This is a genomic window from Arenibacter sp. S6351L (assembly GCF_023016025.1).
In the GTDB taxonomy this organism is placed as follows: Bacteria; Bacteroidota; Bacteroidia; order Flavobacteriales; family Flavobacteriaceae; genus Arenibacter; species Arenibacter algicola_B.
This window is the reverse complement of sequence record NZ_JALKBB010000005.1, coordinates 73,741-96,791: the sequence shown is the minus strand read 5'-3', so window position 1 is coordinate 96,791 and position 23,051 is coordinate 73,741. Positions and strand designations below refer to the sequence as shown.

Genomic DNA, 23,051 nt, shown 5'->3' with positions numbered 1-23,051 from the left:
CCTTATTATGAAGTCTGATCCAAGACCCTACGTACTTGCCGAAACCAATTGGAAAAATGTAAAGACAGAGGAATATACTGTGGCCATATTGCCATGGGGTGCTACTGAGGCCCACAACTACCATTTACCCTATGGAACTGATAATATCTTAGCGGAAAATGCTGCCATTGAAGCTGCTAAAAAGGCCTGGTCCAAAGAGGCGAAGGTAATAGTCCTGCCCAATATTCCTTTTGGGGTCAATACTGGACAAATGGATGTTGATCTGTGTATAAACATGAATCCAAGTACTCAAATGGCAGTATTAAAAGATTTGGTTCAGGTCCTGGAAGCCAATAGTATTCACAAATTAGTTATCGTAAACGGACACGGAGGCAATAATTTCAAGCAGATTATTAGAGAACTGAGCATAATATATCCCACTGTCTTTGTTTGCTCCCTAAATTGGTGGCAGGTAAAAGATGGGTCCCAATTTTTTACCGAACCAGGCGATCATGCCGGGGAATTGGAAACAGCCGTAGTAATGCACTTAACCCCAGATTTGGTATTGCCTTTGGACCAAGCTGGAGATGGAAACGCCAAAACTTTCAAAATAAATGGATTAAAAGAGGGTTGGGTTTCCGCTCAACGTAAATGGACTGCGGTAACAAAGGATACTGGTGTAGGAAATCCTAAAATGGCCAGCCCGGAAAATGGAGCAAACTACTTTAGGGCAGTGACAGACGGTATTGCAGATTTTTTTGTAGAGCTGCACCATGCCGATTTAGATGATATGTACGAATAACAATAATTTTTTAATAAAACTTCAATTTGTAATTAGGAGGTCTATCCAAGGGCTGTACACCTTCTTTATTTAGTAACATATTCCAATTTATCTACAACCGGAAAGTCCTCCCTTTTTAACTTCCATCGTCTATGGCTCCACAACCACAACTCGGGTGCACTAACAATGGCCTGTTCCAATTGTTGGGCGTATTTCTCCAAAATTTCAAAATTGTTTCTTATTTGTGGGTGATCCTCTATAATTCGAAATTCCAATTCATAATAACCCCTTTTTAGTTTTTTGAAGAACGGAAAAAGAACTACCTGATCTGTTTTTTTGGCAATTTTATCGGCACCAACAAAAAAGGCAGTCTCCTGATTTAAAAAATTATACCAGTATTTGGAACTCTTTTTGGTTGGACTTTGATCGCCGATCATACAATTTAAGGTAAGTACCTTCCTTTGATGATTATCAATAATGGTCCTAAATCCCTTGTCCGATTCCACACAATTTACACCAAACCTTTCCCGCATATTTTTGAACAACTCCTCAAAATATTTGTTTTTGATAGGTTTGTAAAACGTATTTGAACTATAGGGAAACATCAATGGCAAAAAAACCAACCATTCCCAATTGCCCTGATGACCTGTATACATGAGAATACTTCTATCCTCATTCACATATTGCTGGATCAACTCCGGGTTCTTAATGAGCAAACGTTTTTTTATAGCCTTCTCCCCTATTGTCAACCTTTTAAAGGATTCCAAAACAATATCGCAGAAATGCCTGTAAAAATCTTTGGCTATTTGTTTTATTTCATCATCATTCTTAGAGGGAAAAGAATTCCTTAAGTTATTGAATACAACCTTTTTTCGGTAGCCCACAACGTGATATACCAAAAAATACATAAAATCCGAAACCCTATAAAGAGCCCACATCGGAAGTAAGGAAATAGCGTAAAAGGGGAGAAATTTAAATCTTGAAAGGTATTTCATCCTATATTTGATTTAAGTATTCCAAATAACACCCATTACTTATTACTTGGGATTTCTTATCATTTGTACGTCAAAATTAAAAATACTTACCCAATGCCGTAAAATATGAAACGGTAAGAATTTGTTAATACTGCTCAAAATCTATCTAATTTATTGATTTTCCACTAATTAACCACAGTTCTTGATTAGAAAGAGAATATAAAAGTTAAGGATATTTTATTCTCTTCTTGTGCACCACCAACAAAAATAACAGTCAAAACCTTTCCAAGACACGGGTAATAAGGAAGTCCATTGACAAGTAAGAAAAAAGTTTAGATCAATCCCTAAAAATGACGAATATCATTTAGCTGCGCTTTTCAATTTCCTAACTTTAAGGTTGCAGATATAAAAATTTGCAACTACCGACCATTTTTGCCATTCCCAGCTTTTGGCATCACAAATTAAGCTGGCAAATATTGGGAACATCAAAACCTAAAGAGTCATGTATTTAATCTAAAACACAACATTATGAGCGCTGCAATTAATAAAAAGAGAATGATTGAATGGCTGGACCCCAACGAAATGCACGAGGCTAGTCTAAAATGGATGTCGGAATTAAAATTTATTAGGGATGAACAACTGTTCTTAAATAATTTGGTAAAATCTTACACCTTACAGTTGACGGATACGGCCGTGTTCAACGAAAGTAAGGAAATCATAGGAGCCATCGCCACTGCGGAAAAAGAGGTAATCGTACTGATGAAAAAAGTCCAAGCCCATGAGAACCAATTGGAAATAATGCTGGATCAAATAGATCAGTTGAAAATGGAAAAAGCATATACGGAAACCCATTGGGAATTGAATTCTGAAATGGCGAGGTACTCTGTTCAATACAGGGAACTTAAATCGCGCCTATTTAAATTGGTTTCCAAAGTCATGAAAAAGGACAAAGGAAATAGGTTGCTCAATTAGTAATCCCTATTCAGGTATTCCAACAACCCTAGGGTAAAGCCCCTAAAACTAAAAACTGGTCCATAGACAAAGATCTGGAGACAATTAGTTTTTACTCCCCTTCTTTTAAAAACCAAAAATAACTGGTCATTAAGGGCTGAATTAGTTTTATCCAACATTTCCAATAACATCTTTAGCCGCTTCAATTTAGTTTTAACAGATGCCCAAAAATTGGAAGAAGGCTATTGCCCGTTGGCACAAAATTGATAGAAGTGGCCAACACATAGATTGATTTGGTATGTTTTTTTGGGGTCAAAGCAAATTTAAGGAAGGTTTATAACGGAATTGGAGATAAATACAGGGTTCCATTAGAAACCGAATTATAAAGAATCCATTGGTATTAAATTGTTTTTTATCCTTAATTCTATTCTACTTATTGTCTATTTTTGGTTTAAAGAATTAAATTTGCCCAATACTGTAATACACAAGTAATACCTTACATTTTGCAAAATTTTTTCTTAATCTTAGCTGTTTTCGGGTTGGTATTGGCAATTTCATTTTTTACCAGAAAATCCGTTAATAGAAATTCCGCTTTCTTCTTAGGGGCATTTTATATCATATTCTCTATTTATACATTTCAAACCTACATTATTGAATCCGGACTACTTTTAAAGTTCCGTTGGTTTTATGTTTGGCCCTTGCCCATTTATAATTTAATAGCCGTACCTATATTTTTTTATTTTGTAAGTCTTATCAAAGATGATTTTGTTTGGCGTTGGAGGTATCTAATTTTATTTGCCCCCTTTATCATTGGTTTTATTGATGTGTTGAATGTTTATTCCAAGCCGCAGGAGGTATATGACACCATCATTAATAATGCGAATTTAAAACCAGGGGAAAGACTTGCTGTCCAGTATGGAATTTTTAATATAAACCAACATTATGCCATGCGTTTTTTATGGCAATTTTTGTCACTGCTCAGCTTATTGCCTTTAATGATTAATTTTATTCGAAACTTGTATAAAGAGAAAGATAGAAAATTAATTTTCTGGACGATTTCTTTATTTGTCTTATTTCTAATAATGTCCTTATTGGCGACAATGTTCGCATTTGAAAAATTGTTGAAGGTTAATTTCTTAGGTTCTACCGGACCAATTTTACGAGCCGTCAACTTTGTATTTTATGTAGTGCTATTTGCCATAGGTATAATACCCATTTATTTTCCCTCCATCTTACAAGGCTACCCAAGAACCAAAAAAAATAAATCGGCCATAGACCCATCTTTAAAAAAAGATGAGGATTTTAAATTTGGGTTGGATGTTGACGCCTTAGATGAGAAACTGAAAGAGTTACAAAAAGAAGGCCTGTTTTTAAATAAGGATTTTGATCTTACCCAATGCGCCAAGGCCATGGAAATTCCCCCACACCATTTTTCCTATTTCCTGAACCAGCACCATGGTCATAGCTTTTCAGCCTACAGGAACAAAGTACGCATAGATAACGCCAAAGCATTGATCAATCTCGGCTACCTTGACAGGAATACCATGGAAGCCCTTGCACAGCAATGTGGCTTTGCCAATAGAAGTTCTTTTAGTAAGACTTTTAAAAAAGTTACCACCCTGAACGTAACCGAATTTAGCTCTAATAGTCGATAAAAGCCCTTGCTCATCTTTTTGGTAATAAATGTGTTTGGGATATGCCTGTAGAAGGTTTTTCAAACGTGCTACTGTGGGGGTTTATCAGGTCGGGCGCAGTCGAGACCTCATTGCCCAATTAATAAAATTATCACCAAGACCTTCGGAGTCTAGAGTGTAAAATAACCCCGTTAACCTGTCTATTTTTGACGCTCATTTACATTTTTATGTATCCAAATCCGATTTGGACACATATTTATGGGTGAATATTTAATGCAAGGTTTTATCAAAGTATTGCTTTTTTACAAGTGGTTGTAAAGGCATTTAAATTACTTGTTTACAATGTTTTGAATTGTAAGAAACCTCTTTCTTTTCTTTCCTTTTATAGGTTGATTTTTGGGTCCAAATCGGATGTTGGCACATATTCGCCAAGTCCCATATATATCATTCTCTTTTATGCTCCGTTCTTTACCCATCAGAAAAAGCATCAGCGTTTTCCTACTTAAATTATGGGCGCCATACACCAATAACAAAACAAACAATTAAATCATTTATGAAAAGGAATTTTACACACCCCCTACTTTTCCTTATAGCTTTATTGAGCTTCGGATTTTTACAGGCACAAGATGCATTTATTATCAAATTGGAAACGGAGGAAGATGACATACCAATAGAAATCGGTACCAGTTCCTCTGAATACACTTATGCCTATACGGTAGATTGGGGAGATGGTTCTAGTGATACTAATGTGTACAGCGGTGATGCACATCATGATTATTATGACGCTGGGGAATATACGGTAACTATTTCCGGTACTTTTCCACATATTAAGTTGATATCTAATGATGCATTGGTATCTATGGAACAATGGGGCACCCAACAATGGAAGAGTATGGAAGATACTTTTAGATACTGTAATAATTTGGAATATAATGCCACAGATGCGCCAGATCTTTCTTTGGTTACCAATATATATAGAATGTTCTACGGTGTAACTGCAATTAATGGGGATATAAGTGGTTGGGATGTTTCTAATGTTACTAATATGGGCGGAATGTTCTTTGGTGCAGAAAATTTCAATCAGGATATTGGTTCTTGGGAAGTGGACAATGTTACTAATATGTGGTCTATGTTCAATGGGGCTACGGATTTCAATCAGGATATTGGTTCCTGGGAAGTGGGCAATGTAACCAATATGTCGGCAATGTTTCATGGTGCCACTTCATTTAACAAAGACCTTAATGATTGGGAGGTATCCAATGTTACGGATATGAGCGATATGTTCCACGGGGCTACGGCTTTCAATGGAGATATTAGCAATTGGGACGTTGGCAATGTTACCGCTATGAACCACATGTTCTTCGGGGCTACGGCTTTTAACCAGGATATCGGCAATTGGAATGTGGGCAACGTATCCCCAATATATGTTATGTTTTATAATGCAACAGCTTTTGATCAAAATCTTGGCGGTTGGGACATAAGCAATGTTAATAACATGACCGGTATGTTTTATGGCGCCAAACTTTCCACGGCAAATTACGATGACACCCTAATTGGGTGGAGTACTTTGGATACTGCTGCCGGGGAAACAAAAATACCAGGAAATTTTTCATTTGATGGCGGCACTAGTACGTATTGCGAAGGAGAAACAGCAAGACAAGAATTAATCAACACTTATGGGTGGTCTATTACCGATGGGGGCAAGGATTGTTCTGAAACTGCCTTTGTCACCAAGTGGAAGACCGAAGCCGATTATGATAATATAGAGATTACCACAGGTGATGGCACCTTTGCCTATACCGTAGATTGGGGAGATGGATCCACAGATACTATGGTGTATACGGAAGATGCCGGCCACACCTATGCCACAGCGGATACCTATACGGTAACCATTAGCGGCGATTTTCCGTACCCAAAATTTGGGTCAAGCCCTGTTAATCGGGATAAATTAGTATCTATAGAACAGTGGGGAACCCAACAATGGACTCGTATGTATGAAAGTTTTAGTGGATGTAAAAATTTGGAATATAATGCCACGGATGCGCCAGATCTTTCTTTGGTGACCCAAATGGCTTATATGTTCTCCGAGGCAACTAAATTTAATGGGGATATAAGTGCTTGGGATGTTTCTAATGTTAACAATATGGAGGGAATGTTCTCTGGTGCCACATCATTTAACAAAGACCTTAATGATTGGGATGTTTCCGGTGTTGAAGACATGTTCATAATGTTCTCTGGTGCTACGGCTTTCAATGGGGATATTGGTAATTGGGATGTGGGCAACGTTGCTGTTATGATAGGAATGTTCTATGAAGCCACGTCATTTAACAAAGACCTTAATGATTGGGAGGTTTCCAGTGTTGAAGACATGTCCTTTATGTTCTCTGGTGCTTCGGCTTTCAATGGGGATATTGGCTCCTGGGATGTTGGTGAGGTAAAGCGTATGGGTAGTATGTTTAAAGGAGCAACAGCATTTGATCAAAATCTTGGCGGTTGGGATGTAAGCAATGTAACCGATATGAGCTCTATGTTCCAAGGTGCTACGGCTTTCAATGGGGATGTTGGTTCCTGGGATGTTGGGGAGGTAACGAATATGTTTTCTATGTTTGAAGGAGCAACAGCATTTGATCAAAATCTTGGTAGTTGGGACATAGGTAGTGTTTTATTCATGGACGATATGTTTAAAGGTGCCAAACTATCCACGGCCAATTACGATGACACCCTAATGGGTTGGAACACTTTGGATACCTCCGCCGGGGAAATAAAAATACCAACAAATGTTGAATTCAGCGGCGGCAATAGCACCTATTGCGCTGGAGCAACAGCATGGCAAGAATTAGATGAAGACTATGGGTGGACTATTACCGATGAGGGAGAGGATTGCCCCTTCATCACCACCTGGGAAATAAGTGATACAAATAGATCATTGACCATCCCTACAAATTCAGATTATACCTATAGTTATACGGTAGATTGGGGGGATGGTTCAACTAGTTCTCATACAGACGATGCTACACATACCTATGCCACAGCGGGTACCTATACAGTAAGTATTAGTGGGGTTTTTCCACAAATTAGATTAGTAGATGACACCACCAGTAAGGACAGAATTATATCCATTGATCAATGGGGGTCTCAGCAATGGGCCAGTATGAACGGTAGTTTTATGAACTGTTCAAATTTGGAATATAATGCCACCGATGCGCCAGATCTTTCTATGGTTAACAATATGTATGCTATGTACTCCGGGGCAACTAAATTTAATGGGGATATAAGTGCTTGGGAGGTTTCTAATGTCACCAATATGAACAGTATGTTCTCTGGTGCAGCAAATTTCAATCAGGATATTGGTTCCTGGGAGGTGGGCAATGTTACCGATATGGGTTATATGTTTCATGGGGCATCAGAATTTAATCAGAATATTGGAGGCTGGGATGTAAGTGCTGTAACCAACATGGAATCTATGTTCAATATGGCCACTAAATTTAATGGCAATATTAGTGATTGGAAAGTGGGCAATGTGACCAATATGTCCAAAATGTTACAAGGGACAACCCTTTTTGACCAAGATTTAGGTAGTTGGGATATTAGTAATGTAACGAATATGGAAGAAATGTTCGATGCAGCTGGCTTATCACAGGAAAATTACGACAACACCCTAATAGGCTGGAACACTTTGGATACAAGCGCAGGGGAAACCCAAATACCAACAGGAATCACATTCGAAGGCGGTAATAGTGTGTATTGCGCCGGGGCAACAGCACGGCAAGATTTAATTGAAGACTATGGCTGGGAATTTGAAGATGGTGGAGAGGATTGCCCAGCTCCTTTTATCACCACTTGGAAAACGGATAATGAAGGTTATTCATCTGACAATCGAATAATCATCCCCACGGGTGACGGCACCTTTGCCTATACCGTGGATTGGGGTGATGGTACTACCGATACTAAGGTATATACGGACGATGCCGAACATACCTATTATTATACTGGTAAAGGTACTTATACGGTAAAAATTAGCGGCGCTTTCCCGCACCTTAAATTTGGTGCCTATTCGGATAAAGACAAATTATTATCTGTAGAGCAATGGGGAGATCAAGTATGGGGATCTATGGAAGGTAGTTTTGCATCATGCTCCAATGTGGTCATCAATGCGACTGATGTGCCAGATCTTTCTGAGGTAACGGATATGAGCTACATGTTTAGTAACGCCACTGCTTTTAATCAAGATATCAGTGGTTGGGATGTGAGCAATGTGACCGATATGAGCAATATGTTTTCGTGGGCAACTGCCTTTAACCAGGACATTGGTGGCTGGAATGTAGGGAATGTGACCAATATGCACGCCATGTTTGCCCTAGCAACAGCTTTTGATCAAGACATTAGCGGTTGGGACGTAAGTAAAGTGACCAGTATGCACAGCATGTTTAGCTCTGCAACAGCCTTTGATCAAGATATCAGCCGTTGGGATGTGGGCAATGTAACCGTTATGACCTCTATGTTTAATAGTGCTGAATCTTTTAATCAAGACATTGGGGCTTGGGACGTAAGCAATGTGACTAACATGGGTAATATGTTTTATTATGCTTCAGCTTTTAATGGGGATATATCTGAATGGGATGTAAGCAGTGTTACGGATATGGGCGATATGTTTCATTATGCTTTTGAATTCAATCAAGATATTGGCAGTTGGGATGTAGGTAATGTGACCGATATGGGCCGCATGTTTGCCGAAGCACAAGCTTTTAACCAAGATATATCTGAATGGGACGTAAGCAATGCCACAGATATGGGCAGTATGTTTTACTGGGCAATTGCTTTTAATCAAAATATTAGCGATTGGGATGTAAGTAATGTGACCGATATGACCCAGATGTTTTACTATTCAGATTTGTCGACCGCCAATTACGATAAGATCTTAATTGGTTGGAGTGATTTGACCCTGCAAAATGATGTAACCTTTGGGGGTGAGGCCGATTATTGTGAAGGAGCAACTGCTCGCAAAAGTATTATTGACACCTATGGCTGGAATATAGATGACGGTTCTCTTAATTGTAATGTAGATTCGGATCAAGACGGTGTGCAGGACGATACGGACTTGTGTCCCGATACCCCTACCGGGGAAACCGTGGATGGTAACGGTTGTTCGGATAGTCAAAAGAATACCGATACCGATAATGACGGCACCCCTGATGTGGAAGATGCCTTCCCATTGGATGAAAACGAGGATACCGACTCCGATGGGGATGGTACGGGCGACAATGCCGATACCGATGATGACAACGATGGGATTACGGACGATGCAGACCTCTGTGCCAACACTCCTAGCGGGGAAGCCGTAGATGCAGAAGGCTGCTCGGACAGTCAAAAAGATGCCGATTTTGACGGGGTAAGCGATGCCCAGGACCAATGCCCGGATTCCCCGGAAGACGAGGCCGTGGATGCCAACGGATGTGCCGATAGCCAAAAGGATACGGACGGTGACGGTACTGCAGATGGGGAAGACACCGATGATGACAACGACGGTACCCCGGATACCGAAGACGCTTTCCCATTGGATGAAAACGAAGATACCGATACCGATGGGGATGGTACGGGCAACAATGCCGATACCGATGATGATGGGGACGGAGTTGCCGATACCGAGGATAATTGTTCGGATACCCCGGCCGGGGAAACAGCCGATGCCAACGGATGTTCGGACAGTCAAAAAGAAGAGGAAGAGGAAGACGTAGCGGATGAGGATGCGGCCTCTAGTATAGACGTATCCCAAGCCTTTACTCCCAATGGGGACGGTATAAACGATACCTGGACGATCTACGGATTAGAGAACTACCCCAATAACATTGTTCGTGTATTTAACAGTTGGGGCAAGGAGGTGTTCTCGGCCAAGAACTACCAGAATACGTGGGATGGCCATTACAAAGACCTTGGAGCTAAACTTCCGGATGCAGGCTCCTATTACTTCCAGATCGATTATGAGGGTGATGGCAAAGTAGACCAGGACGGATGGCTATATATCACTTCACATTAACCAAACTATTATTTACAGTAAAAGAAATCAATAAAATGAAGATATTAAATAAAATTATTTTAGGCCTAATTTTTATAGCGGGGGGCAGCTTGTTCGCCCAACAGGAAGGGCTATTGACCAATTATCGTTACCATATGAACGCCTATAATCCAGCCTATGTCTCCCCAGAGGGGAAGACGGCCATTACTTCCAGCTTCCGCCAACAATGGACGGGAGTGGAAGAGGCGCCAAGGACCATAGTGGTCTCCTTTGGCACCCGACTGGGAAAAAAGACCGGCCTTGGGGTATCCGTAATGAACGACAAGACCTTTGTGGAGAGTCAGACCTTTATTGGAATCGACTACTCCTACAAACTCCAGTTGTCCGAAAAAATGGAACTGTACCTAGGGCTAAAGGCGGGCGGTAATTCCTATTCCGTAAATACGGCTGGCCTGGAGACCTATAATATTCAGTCGGATCCCAGCATAACATCGATCTCCGATTTCAACCCCAATATAGGGGCGGGAATCCTCTTTAAACGGGAGGCGCTGTTCCTTTCTTTGGCCATGCCCAGGATACTGAGCACGGACAGAGCGGAGAACAGCAACGGTACGGCCACGGCCACCGTGGCCAAGCCCCACCTTTACGCCACAGTGGGCTATGATCTGCCCCTTGGCAACAACGGCAACCTAATGTTGAAACCTTCGGCCATGCTACGTCAAGTAAGCGGGGCACCGTTGTCGGTTGATTTCAATACCATGCTCTCCTTTAACAACGACTTTGAACTGGGGGCAAGTTACAGGACCGACTCGGCCTTTGCGGGCCTGGTTAACCTGAGTATCCAGAAACGCCTTACCCTAGGATTTGCCTATGAGGTAAGTACCAGAAGTGAACTGGCCAGTGCCAAGAACACCAATGAGCTGTTCCTGAGGTTTGTGTTTTAAGTAACAAAGGCAAATCTTTAGTACCTAGTACCAATTTATTAAAAAAAGGGTGTTTTAAATGCCCCTTTTTTGTATTTCCAAAGAGGCCGATAACAGCACAACAAGACAACACCTCAGCGCTTTTTAATTGCCCATACTATTACCAAGGAATTGTTGCACCAACTATATTTCAGTAGCATTCCAATCAGTTTTAACAAAGTTTTGGAGTGTTTTGCAATTTATTTAAGAAGTTTTGGAGCAACCTTTGTACAGATAAAATATCTAAGTAAAAAAATCGTTGATAGTTGCTCTAATTGTTAGATAATCAGAAATCATTATATGTTATGGAAATAGTAGCCCCAATCGTAAAGCTTATAGACAATAACCCTTTCATTTCTATTGTGTTTTGTCTACTTGTAGCCTTAGCGTTAATTACCTACAAAATAGTTAAAAGAAGGACCTATTAAATAATTATTAAAGGGGAAGAATGCCTTTATGCACTTCCCCTTTCTTGTCTTTATTTTCCAAATTATCATAACCAAATCGAAGAAGGCATTACCAAGTATAAAACCTATAATACTAGATTATTTAATAGAGAATTTAAAGGTGGTTTTTGAGCTATACTTTTCTCCAGGATTTAGAACCACCGATGGAAAATCCAATTGATTTGGTGAATCTGGATAATGCTGGGTCTCCAAACAAAAGCCACTTCTTTTTTTATAGGTTCCCCCCTGCTTGGCAGGAAGGGTGCCATCCAGAAAATTACCAGAATAAAACTGTACCCCTGGTTCAGTGGTGAACACTTCCAAAACCCGGCCACTTCCTGGATCATAGACCGTTCCAATCAATCGATGTCCTTTGTCCTGACCGTTTAAAACCCAGCAGTGATCATAACCGCCGCCCTTCTTCAATTGATCATCGTCCGCCTCGATCCTGCTTCCGATGGGTGTTGGTTCTCTAAAATTGAACGGAGTGTTTTCCACATCAGCAATTTCCCCTGTGGGGATCAAGGTATTGTCTACCGGAAGATATTTATCCGCATTCAAACTTAGGACCTGATCAAGAACAGTTTTGGAAAAATCCCCTGAAAGATTAAAATAACTGTGATTGGTAAGGTTTACTATTGTTTTCTTATCTGTGGTTGCCTCATAGGCCATATCCAAAGAATTGTCCTCCTTAAGCGTGTATGTAACCGTGGTATTCAAGCTCCCGGGATAGCCTTCTTCCATATCCTTGCTCAAATAAACCAATTTTAAGGCTGCATAATTTTCGCCCGTTTCCTCGGATGCCTTCCAGATCACTTTATCAAAACCCTTAATACCTCCATGCAGATGGTTTTCTCCATTATTAACGGCCAAACTATATTCCATTCCGTCCAAAGAAAATTTTCCTTTGGCTATCCTGTTTCCATATCTGCCAATAATTGCACCAAAATACGGGCTACTTTCTAGGTATTGTCCAAGGTTATCGTACCCTAAAACCACATCTTCCGAAACACCCTCTTTGTTTGGAACTTTGGTGGAAGTAATAATTCCACCATAGGTTATTATATCCACCGTCATTCCTGAACTATTTTTAAGGGTATAGCGGTCTACCTTCCCACCATCTGGCGTAGTCCCAAATTCGTTTTTTTCAATACTCACTTTTTCAATCTTTTGGGTCACTTCCTTTTTCTTTTCGTCTTTACACATTACGCTAAAAATCACTATCACTAATAAGGATAGGCCATAAAAAAACTGTTTTATAAACTTCATATTATTTACTTGGCAGATTAAAGTTGGTGTTGAAATAAATGGTAATATACAAAACCCACAAACACTATATTTTCATTAAAAAAAGAACTCACTTTTTAAAAAACTAAAAAGTCCCTCTTAGGCCTATGGTTCCAGGCCCAACTTGAAGTCTCCAGCTAATTTTGTCCTTTGACATAATCCCGGGATACCGCTCCTTATTAAGGTATTTATCTATTGAATCTACCACCACTACACTTACAGCTACACTCAAGGCTACATCTGTTAGCCAATGGGCACCGCTCCAAAGTCTTGTAACGGGAGAAAGAAGCCCCAAAGCGTAAAACCCACCTTTGGCCCATGGATTTTTAAATTGCTTGCCTATTGCATAAAATGTAGTAAATGCCAATATAGTGTGCCCCGAGGGAAAGCTGTGATAGGCAGCTTCATTGCTAAATGGCTTAAAGCTTCCTTTTCCCACATTGGCTATAGGCCTGGCCCGCCCAACAAAAGTTTTACTCACAGATTGAAGTAATCCTACCGTAGTGGCCGAGGAAATTAGGAGCACCCCTGTTTTTCTCCATTTTTCATTCTTCGTAAAAAGCCCAATTAAATACACCCCTCCGTTGATGGAGTAGTTATAAAGTGGTTTTCCCAGGTAATAACCGGCCTCCTTTAATACCCCAGGAACGTCCTCTTCCTGATTCCGAAACCACTCGGAGCTGTCTTCATCAAAGGCATACAGCGCCCCGGTTCCCAAGATAATAGCGCCTGCGGTTATAAAATCGTCCTTTTCCCAATGAAAAGGTCTGGAGTAGGCATGTTTTAACCCTCCAAAGGCACTTGCCCCGTCATACCCCAACATTTCCCAAGTACTGATGGTGTCATGAGCTTGGGTCTGCGCCTCCAACTTTGGAAGGCCCAAAAAAAAGATTAAACTAAAAATTAAAACTTGGAATTTCAAATTCATTAAAACCTTGGCGTTATTCATGTGCAAAATTAACCATTTATGGATTTGGTTCTAAATTTTAATGCAATCTCTTACATAAAAGCTTGTAGATTTTAGGCCCTAAGTTGAAACCTGCGCTTTCCTAAAACCTTGCGCCCGTTCGCCTATTTCACACCCTTATATTCCTTGGAAAGGGTCTGAAAACCTATTTCAACACCATCCACCATTTGCTGGTACAGTTCAGGTCTATCCTTTTTAACCCATTCCAATAAATCTACGGCATTGGCACGTACAGGGTGATAGATATTGCTTACCGGCTTCATTTTTTTATCGTATTGCACGGTCTTTTTTCTAAGATCTTTTAATATTTTGGCATACTCAGGCTTATCCACAAGATTGTTCAATTCCTGTGGGTCCTCCACTAAATTATATAATTCTTCGGGCTGTTTATGCGGTTCAAAGAAAATACTTTCGTGCTCACTTAGTTTGCCTTCCTCCTTTAACCGGCGCATAACATGGACTGCTGGCCGATAAAACTCCAAGTAGGCCTGATGTGCATCGAAGGGAATTTCGGGTCTGTCATTTCTAATGTATTTCCAATTGCCCGAAGTAAGCGCCCTTGACTTTTCCTCCACTTCGTCCCAAAGGTCTCTTGCAGCGTATACATAGTCCCTATCAAATTTCTTATCAAACACGGGCTTTCCGGTCATATAATTTGGAACCTTCACCTGTGCAAAATCCAATACGGTGGCGGTAATATCAGTCGCGCTTACCACATCTTTTCGGATTTGGCCTCCTTCTATCCCCTTGGGATAATACACAATAAAGGGAATATGCAGCCCCGGATCGTGTAGATACCCCTTTCCACGGATATTACAACGGCCATTATCCCCTATAAAAATAACCACGGTGTTATCCGCCATATCCTTTTCCTCCAATTCCTTAAAGATCATGCCCACTTCGTTGTCCAGGTATTCTATCTGATCCAGGTATTTGGCCCAATCCAGTCTAATTATAGGGTCATCAGCCATAAAAGCGGGCAATTCCACCTCCTTGGGGTCTACAGGGTGCTTGGATTCCTCCCTAACTTTGTTCCACCAATCGCCCCTATGGCTTGCCACTAACTGAATCTGGGCAAAAAATGGCTCATCCTTTTTCTCAAACTCATCGTATTTATCAAAAATTCCAAATTGGGTCTTTCCGTCCCAAGGCCCTAAAGCTTCGTGCTTAAAATTGGCATCTATTTTACGCCCTTTACCCATAACCCCGTGATGGCCAAGGATAGTGGTATATCCCGCTTTGCGTAACCAAAAGGTAAAAGGTTTATAATTTTCATTAAGGGGTACATCTCGATTGCTTCGATGGTTGTGGGCATTGATCTTTAACTGGTGTGTACCGGTGAGCATCGCCGACCGACTTGGTGAACAGATGGGATTGGTAACAAAGCAATTATCAAATCGCACACCCTCCTCGGCCATTCTATTTAGGTTGGGCGTTTTCACTCCTTTCATACCATAGCATTCCAGATCCAAACTCATGTCTTCTGCCATAAGCCAAATAATATTGGGACGCTCTTGTGCTACCATGGAAAAGGCAAACAACATTAGAGAGAACAATGCCAATCTATTTTTCATAGGAAATGAGTTTTAGGTTATTTATTGCCTATATTTTTTTTACTTGGTGAAATATGCATTTTCAGGGACTTTGGTTCTCGAAAAAGTTGGACCTTCCCAGCTTAATTCCGGAGTGTTGGGACTCTTAGAATTTCTACCACAGTAAATCTTAATAGGGTGATAACCTGCTTTAAGGGTAATGCTCCCTTCTCTTATTGTGCCAGCTTCATATCCATAATCCGCATCAATAACACTTGCCCCATGAATTTTTAAAAAACCTTTAGTTTCGGACTTCATGGAGAAAGTATATTCTCCATTCACAGGAATATTAATGTATCCCTCAAAAAGTAACAACTCCCCTTTATTCAACTTTATTCCTGCTGGATCAAGGGATGTAACTTTACCCATTGCAGTAGCCGGCAACAAATTTAATTGCGGCAACCAAGGAGCCGAATTTTGGTAGGCTTTCCAACTAAGTCCGTTGATCAGTCCTTCCCCAGAACTTGCAGCAATAGGGGCATTGTCATATGGCCTTTGGGCGGTAGTATCTGGCATACGCACCTGCAGTACTCTTTCTTTAAAAGTTTGCTGTAACTCTCTCATATTGCCATTACCCGCTAAATTATTAGCCTGTTGTGTATCGTTGATAACATTGTATATTTCAAAATCATCATCGGCATTTTTAATATCATATCGGAGTCCGACCAGGTCCCCGATTCGCATCATCTGCATTTCCTTCCTCAGTCTACCGCGATTATTGGGTGCAAATTCGTCATAATTTGGTGTATGGTTACCTTGGGTATATTCCACATAGATAAGACTCTGTTGTTGGTCCCCTTTTCCCGTCAAGGACGGTAGCAAGGAAACTCCGTTAGTATTTACAGGTGCAGGAGTACCCGCTGCAGCAGTAAAGGTCGGCAACCAGTCATAGGATACTGAAGGCGATTCAACCACGTGCCCAGCCTTGATCCGTGCCGGCCATTTGGCAATAGTGGGCAGTCGCTCTCCCCCTTCCAGGACATCCCTTTTAATTCCATCAAACGGACCAAAACTGTTAAAAAAATTGGCCTTATAGGGCTCATTGTCCAGGTATGATTCAATGGAGGGCCCATTGTCAGAACTAAATACCACCAAGGTGTTTTGATCGATATTTAAATCGGATAATAGCTTTAAAATATCACCTACCTGATCATCGATTCTCCGGGTAGTCGTGGCATATCGCTTATAGACATTGGGCCAGGCCACTTCTGGCGTAGTTTCATTGTTGTCATGATCATAGGTAGCGTCGCTATAATCTGGATGTACCCAGGAATCTATGGTTCCCGAAGCCGTGTTGATCATTTGACCAGGCTTCCCTGTCCATTGCAACCCACCATTTAATCCTCCCCCATCGGGATAGGCCTGGGTGGGCAGTTCTAAAACGGCATGTGGAGTATCAAAGGCCAAATACATAAAGAAGGGTTGTTTTCCCCCATTACCTTTTGTTTGTTCTACAATCCATTTTTTGGCCACGGCGGTCCATAGGTCTCCGGTATAACACTTGTCCAGATCCTTACTTACTTCTGTTTTATTTTCATAGACTTCCTTTGCTCCCCTATAAAGACCTTCCTTGGGATAATGCTCGTGTCCATCCCTATGCCGCATATAGCCGTAATAGTAGTCGAACCCACGATCTATGGGATGAGCAGGCCAACTATCTCCATCTTCGGATCATTTATTGGAACCCATTAGACCCCATTTTCCAATGGCGGCAGTAGTATAGCCCAATTTCTGAAGTACGTTGCCCATGGTGTGGTTATCCGCCAAGGCCTTGTCGAACTGATTATTCCTAACATTGGCATGTCCTTGACTTAAACCGGACAATAAGGAAGCCCTAGAAGGGGCACAAACCGGTGCAGCTGAATAGTGATGGGGCATTAATGCGCCCTCAGAAGCCATTTTATCCAGATTGGGCGTCAAGACCCAAGGTTCACTGCGGTCGTTGATCTTCTGTCTTTGATTTTGAAAAAATACCCCCACATCGCCATATCCCAAATCATCGGTAAGGATAAATATAATGTTTGGTTTTTGATCATTGGCCATAGCCCCTGCCTCTTGGGCATAAGCTATTTTCCCGCCTAATCCCATTATCATTAAAACAACAATTGGTAATGAGTAGCGATTTCTTATTTTAAAGTAAAACATTGTCTATAAATTATTTGGTTGTTATTTAAATTTAAGGTTGCGAAGCAATTCGTCTTTCAATAGTATTTGTTTCGCCTTGCCCATATATTTGTTTTTCTTGAACACGATATTTTTTGATGCTTTTACCGTAATGGCGGGATTATCGGGGTACAGTATGGGGAAGCTGCCAGAATTGGTTATCGTATTCCCTTGAAACAACAATCCATCAACATTCGAAATCTCCAAAATAAGATTGTCGAATTGATGAAACTGGTTATTCGTCATTTCAATATTTTTGAATGCTATATTGTGATTTTCATCATCGGTAACAAAACGAATTACCCCCCTATTAAATCCGCTGTGCTGATTGTCCTGAAAAGTATTATTCCTAATAATAAGGTTGGCAGCATTACCAGATTCAAACCAATGACTGCTTTCCACAGGAATAAGAATGGCTTCCATTTCTGTACTAAAATAATTATTTTCAATAACTGTTTTCTTTGGATTGGAAATAAGAAGTCCCCTAGCTCGATTACGGCTAATATTACAATTTTGCACCAATAGTTCTGGATAGCCCTCTACATTTTCAATTAAATCGCCAACCTTTAGCCCCGCTGGCAGATCTTCGTTAAAGCTTATTATCTGGTACCTACCGTTTATATATTCTGTACTTTTTAGGGTAAGATAATCATACGGAAAAAAGGAAGTCGCCAATCTCACCAGTCCAATAGTATCGTTGGCACGTCCTATAGTAAATCCTTGTTGCTGGGCATGTCCCATACGGACACCGATGCTGTTTTTACCTATGACATCCATCACTTCCTGATAGGTGCCATGGACATTAGTGGCATCGTCCAACTGATTGTTAAACGTGCAATTCCTTAGTTCTACCTTGCCCCTACACCCAACAAAATGGGTAGCATCGGCTGTGGTAGAGACCATTCTTCCCTGGGAAGGAGTAACATTAAAGCTGTCCAAAATGAGGTCTGATGAATTCTCTGCAATCAACCCCATTCCTCCTGCATGGTGGACATTCACATTTTTTGCATTAAAGCCTTCTGTTCCTGTAATCCGAAAGGCAGGTGCTAGGCGGTTAAGACTCTGATCGCCCTTGCAGACCAACACCATTCCCACTGGGGGCAATTTCTGTTTGTGATTAAAAATACGGACAGTACCCGGCTTAACTTCCTCTACCCTTAAATTATCCTCTTTTCCACGGACTTTTTCCACCTTGGAACGGGGATCGGTCTTATACTTATATTTTATTTTATCAAGATTGTGCTGAACACTAGAGTTGCGTGTGGCGGATATTGGTGTATAAACTTCGGTATTAAAGGCGATGGCATTCCGGGCGGGATCAAAAAGAATGGACTGTCCCAAGTTATGCTCGTAATACTCCTTGACAAAAATCAACTGACCATTTCTAATCTCATAAGGATACTCCTCTGAAAGCTCCATGTCAAAGGAATTGTTGTTCACATCATTGGCCACTATTAGTCCCTCACTATGAAAAGGCACTGCCCAGTCGACAGTAACATTCGTAATGGTAATATTTTTTGAATCCTCAATTAGAAATGGAATCATTCTCCCGTGAAAGATAAAAGTAGAACCTTGGCCATTAATGGTCAAGCCCTGCATCCCAAATATAGGCATGGCAGTCTTCGCCAACACATCGTCATGATTGGAAATACGGGTAAATTTTTCGAAGGCCTTGTCCGGATAGAAATGATAGGTTCCCTTTTCAAATTTAATTTCGGAGATGGGATATTCCTTTGCCTGACGAATTCTGGCCAAAACAGCTGGGGAAGCGTCCTCGGCTATTTCAGTTGTGAACACTACATTTTCCGAAAGTAGCCCCTCCGATTGTGAAAAACCAGCCCCACACAAAAGGGAAATGACAAGTAGCATCACAATTTTGTAATTTTTTGGACTTCTATTTAATAGTTGAAATTTTCTCATTTCCTTATTTTAAAACCTTTGTTTCTCCTTAATTTCTGTTTCTTTTACAATGCACTATCAGAAATGTTCCCTATGGCTAAACTAACAATCTAATTATTGCCTTTTTGCTCAGGTTAAACAGTCATAAGCCTTTGCCCGTTCTTCTAGTAAAAAGATTAAGACTACATGTGAGAAGCTTATAGTTATTAATTGCGATTTGAACTTATTGTTACTCTATAAATTTACCCCTGTGCCCTGGAGAGAGTTATCATGATCCCAAGTAATTAGCCAGGGATCACGGGTTTTAATTTGAAAGGCTTTCATTTTTTTTATCATTTCATCCATTACTTCCTTATAATTGGGGTCGTTGGCCAGGTTCACTATTTCATCGGGATCTTTTTCCAAATCGAATAATTCAAATTCAGGGCGAAACAGATAATCTTGTACCTTTCTTTTACCGAAATACTCTTTTTTGTTTCTATATACCTCCTGCCATGTAGAAGCCGCCCATAAGTCCGATGCAAAGGGATATTCCGACCGCCATGCTATGTTCCTTATAAGCTTGTAATTTTTGTCCCGCACCACGCGCATGGGGTAATACATGGTGATTTCATGAAAGGTGTGGGAGGCGTATATTTCATCCCAGCCTTCAGGTTCCTTAATATCCAATACCTCTTTAAAAGAACGCCCATGAAACGAGTATCCTTTTGTTTCCACTTGCGCCATGTCCAAAATGGTAGGTGTAAGGTCTACCCAAGAAATCATAGCATCCGAAGTGGTATTCTTCAACTTGGAGAAAGGGTCTTTAATAATACAGGGCAGTTTCATCCCTGGCTCATATAAGGTGGTTTTGGCACCAGGAAATGCCATGCCATTATCAGATATATAAATAACTATAGTGTTGTCTGCCTTGCCCGACTCCTGAAGCATCTGCATCAACTTACCAAAACCCTGATCTATTCTGGAAACACTTTGGTAGTACTGGGCAATTTCTTCCCTACTTTCATTAGTATCCGGCAAAAAATCCGGAACCACAACCTCAGCCGGATCGTAAACAATAGTCTCTACCCCTGGATAGCCTTCCAACTTGTTCCCAAAACTGTTTGGGGCATCCCATTGTTCGGGATCTGTAGAATTTGCCCTATGCGGATCATCTGTACAGAAATACAAAAAAAATGGTTTGTCGGATGTCAAAACATCTTTGCATTCTTCTGCCATGGCCACGGTACTTCTAGGGTCGGCCTTCAACTCTTGTTCAAAATGGTACACGGATTCCGGAGCCACGTGATATTTTCCTATCCTAGCCGTGGTATACCCTTCTTTTTCAAGCAGCACGGGCAGGGATTTTACGATGTCATAGGTGCTAAAATGATGATAGTCGTGTACATGACCATAAGAACCGGTGGCATGGCCATAGAGTCCGGTAAGAATTACCGATCTACTGGCAGCACAGCTGGCAGTGGTACAATAGGCGTTGTTGAAACGTACACCTTCAGAGGCCAATTTATCCAGATTCGGGGTTTTTATTACCTTATTCCCGTATGCCCCGAGGGCATCGGTTCCATGGTCATCAGCAACAAAGAGTATTATATTGGGCCTCTCTACCTGCTTCTGTGAAGCTGCCTGTGTTTCCTTTTTCTCATTACAGCCCGTCAACAATAAACCAAAACAAGCGGATATAATAATTAGCCTAAAATTCATATATTATCGTTTTAAATAGAATAAACAAGAGTCATAATTTCTTCCGCTCGCTATCCGGTTGTAAATCAAAACCACATTGGGCTTATGCAATAGTAGGTTCTGACCTAATTCAGGGAGAACCAGCAGCATTGGTGTGAATAGGGACATAGCAATATCTTTAACTGTGCTAAATTATTCATCCTGCTTCACATAATTCAAAGGAGATATACGCTCCCCTGTTTTATAATCCAACCGCTTTCCGTAGTAGATATAATTATCAAAAATATCGCCATTACCTAAGGTTCGTGGGTCTCCCTGAGCTATAAGCTCTGTTTCCATTTGAGTGCGGAGTTTTTTTATTTGCACAGCATATTCGGGAAGATCGGCCAAATTATTGATACAATGTGGATCTTCTTGAATGTTATACAACTCATGCTCCGGCCTTTTATCAAAATTCATCTCAAAAAAGAAGTATTCCTTATCCCCAGGTTTTAAATCTGTAAGATAAGTTTTGGTTGGGGATCCATCGCAGTTTAAAAACCCGTATTCGGGATTTCCAACAGGCCATCTTTTTGGTTTTATATTATGAACGTAGAGTAACGAATCATTCCGAATGGCACGGACGGGATAGGCCAAATCTGTCCCGTCCTCATTGGACCGACCAACATCATGACGTTCCTTGCCCAATAATACATGATCACGGGAAGGGTCTATTTGTCCAGATTTTGGAGAGAGTAACTGTTTTATAAGACTTCCTCCAGTCATTTGCCGATGTGGTAGAGCCCCCACTACTTCCATAAATGTTGGTGCCAAATCGGAAAAACTCACAAAATCGTTGACGGTACGACCAGGGTAGATTTTACCCTTCCAATAAAAGATCAATGGAATGTGAAAGCCTTCCTCGTATATTTGTCCTTTTACCCTAGGGAATGGCATCCCATGATCTGAGGTAACCACTATCATGGTATTTTCCAACAAACCTTTTTCCCTCAATATTTGTATGGCCCTACCCACTTGGGTATCGTACCATTCCACCTCATTGGCATAATCCAATAGGTCTCCACGAACTATGTCGTTATCCGGATAAAAGGGGGGCACAACTGCTTCTTTCAATTCGCGCCCTGCCTTTTTCCAAGAATCCAGTTCATAGGCCCTATGGGGCTCCTTGGCTCCCAACCAAAAACAGAAGGGTTTTTCCTCTCCCTTTTCGTTCAAAAATGCACCAAAATTGGCGGCATAATCTATATTACTTATATTCTCATACGGGGGTGTTATTTTTATACTGTTGTATTCCGGTCCGGCCGGATTATCGGCAGTATCATACACCCCGGGACCCCATCCTTTACCAGAAAAACCTACATTATACCCCTCATTTGCCAATAATTGCGGATAGGTCTTAAACTCGGAAGGAAAACGGCCATTGTGATCCGCCGCCTCCTTGAGTTGCCAACTGTATTTTCCTGTAAGAATACAGGCCCGTGCCGGGGAACATTTTGGATTGCCGTTATACGCATTATTAAAAACAACCCCTTCTTTGGCCAGGCTGTCTATAGAAGGCGTATGGATAAAAGTATCCCCATAGGCTCCAAAACTCTTCATGGATGCATCGTCTGCAATGCAAAACAGGATATTGGGCCTTTCCTTACTTTTTTGAGCGTTCGCTACCAGAGTCAGGAAAAAGCATCCGATCAACAAGGTATGTAAGGCAGATTTTTTCATATAT

Annotated in this window: 13 protein-coding genes and 1 pseudogene; 5 read left to right on the top strand and 9 right to left on the bottom strand. The window is 40.9% G+C overall.

Annotation, left to right across the window (positions count from 1 at the left end):
* Nucleotides 1-7 precede the first annotated feature (7 nt).
* A complete protein-coding gene (locus MWU82_RS05890; protein WP_215947256.1) occupies nucleotides 8-781 on the top strand; it encodes a creatininase family protein in 774 nt (257 codons plus the stop codon).
* A gap of 65 nt (nucleotides 782-846) precedes the next feature.
* On the opposite strand, the gene MWU82_RS05885 is transcribed toward MWU82_RS05890, so the two are convergent.
* Nucleotides 847-1,755: a lysophospholipid acyltransferase family protein gene (locus MWU82_RS05885; protein ID WP_247095616.1), complete on the bottom strand. Its 909-nt coding sequence runs from the start codon at nucleotides 1,753-1,755 to the stop codon at nucleotides 847-849.
* A gap of 507 nt (nucleotides 1,756-2,262) precedes the next feature.
* On the opposite strand from MWU82_RS05885, the gene MWU82_RS05880 reads away from it, so the two are divergent.
* The 4 genes from MWU82_RS05880 (at nucleotide 2,263) to MWU82_RS05865 (ending at nucleotide 11,276) form a co-directional block, all read left to right on the top strand.
* Nucleotides 2,263-2,706 (top strand): hypothetical protein, encoded by a 444-nt coding sequence (locus MWU82_RS05880; RefSeq protein WP_247095614.1) that lies wholly within the window; start codon nucleotides 2,263-2,265, stop codon nucleotides 2,704-2,706.
* Nucleotides 2,707-3,188: 482 nt separating this feature from the next.
* A complete protein-coding gene (locus tag MWU82_RS05875; protein ID WP_247095612.1) occupies nucleotides 3,189-4,340 on the top strand; it encodes a helix-turn-helix domain-containing protein in 1,152 nt (383 codons plus the stop codon).
* A gap of 532 nt (nucleotides 4,341-4,872) precedes the next feature.
* On the top strand, nucleotides 4,873-10,353 hold the full coding sequence (locus MWU82_RS05870; protein WP_247095610.1) for a BspA family leucine-rich repeat surface protein: 5,481 nt from the start codon (nucleotides 4,873-4,875) through the stop codon (nucleotides 10,351-10,353).
* Nucleotides 10,354-10,388: 35 nt separating this feature from the next.
* On the top strand, nucleotides 10,389-11,276 hold the full coding sequence (locus MWU82_RS05865) for a type IX secretion system membrane protein PorP/SprF (protein ID WP_247095608.1): 888 nt from the start codon (nucleotides 10,389-10,391) through the stop codon (nucleotides 11,274-11,276).
* Between the two features lie 563 nt (nucleotides 11,277-11,839).
* Here the strand turns inward: MWU82_RS05865 and MWU82_RS05860 are convergent.
* The 8 genes and pseudogenes from MWU82_RS05860 to MWU82_RS05825 form a co-directional block, all read right to left on the bottom strand.
* Complete coding sequence (locus MWU82_RS05860) at nucleotides 11,840-13,009, bottom strand: aldose epimerase family protein (RefSeq protein WP_247095607.1); 1,170 nt, start codon at nucleotides 13,007-13,009, stop codon at nucleotides 11,840-11,842.
* A 103-nt stretch (nucleotides 13,010-13,112) separates the two neighbouring features.
* Entirely contained in the window at nucleotides 13,113-13,955 is an 843-nt protein-coding gene (locus MWU82_RS05855) for a phosphatase PAP2 family protein (protein WP_215947244.1), read from the bottom strand.
* 143 nt (nucleotides 13,956-14,098) lie between these two features.
* Nucleotides 14,099-15,568 carry a sulfatase gene (locus tag MWU82_RS05850; protein ID WP_247095606.1) on the bottom strand — a complete coding sequence of 490 codons (1,470 nt, stop codon included), beginning with the start codon at nucleotides 15,566-15,568 and terminating at the stop codon, nucleotides 14,099-14,101.
* 39 nt (nucleotides 15,569-15,607) lie between these two features.
* Entirely contained in the window at nucleotides 15,608-15,955 is a 348-nt protein-coding gene (locus MWU82_RS05845; protein WP_281502403.1) for a PA14 domain-containing protein, read from the bottom strand.
* 159 nt (nucleotides 15,956-16,114) lie between these two features.
* Nucleotides 16,115-17,629 (bottom strand): annotated as a pseudogene (locus MWU82_RS05840) (sulfatase-like hydrolase/transferase); the annotation flags it as partial.
* Between the two features lie 123 nt (nucleotides 17,630-17,752).
* On the bottom strand, nucleotides 17,753-19,669 hold the full coding sequence (locus MWU82_RS05835; RefSeq protein ID WP_247095604.1) for a right-handed parallel beta-helix repeat-containing protein: 1,917 nt from the start codon (nucleotides 19,667-19,669) through the stop codon (nucleotides 17,753-17,755).
* A gap of 213 nt (nucleotides 19,670-19,882) precedes the next feature.
* Complete coding sequence (locus MWU82_RS05830; RefSeq protein WP_215947242.1) at nucleotides 19,883-21,349, bottom strand: sulfatase; 1,467 nt, start codon at nucleotides 21,347-21,349, stop codon at nucleotides 19,883-19,885.
* A gap of 171 nt (nucleotides 21,350-21,520) precedes the next feature.
* Nucleotides 21,521-23,047 (bottom strand): sulfatase, encoded by a 1,527-nt coding sequence (locus tag MWU82_RS05825; protein WP_247095602.1) that lies wholly within the window; start codon nucleotides 23,045-23,047, stop codon nucleotides 21,521-21,523.
* Between the last annotated feature and the right edge of the window lie 4 nt (nucleotides 23,048-23,051).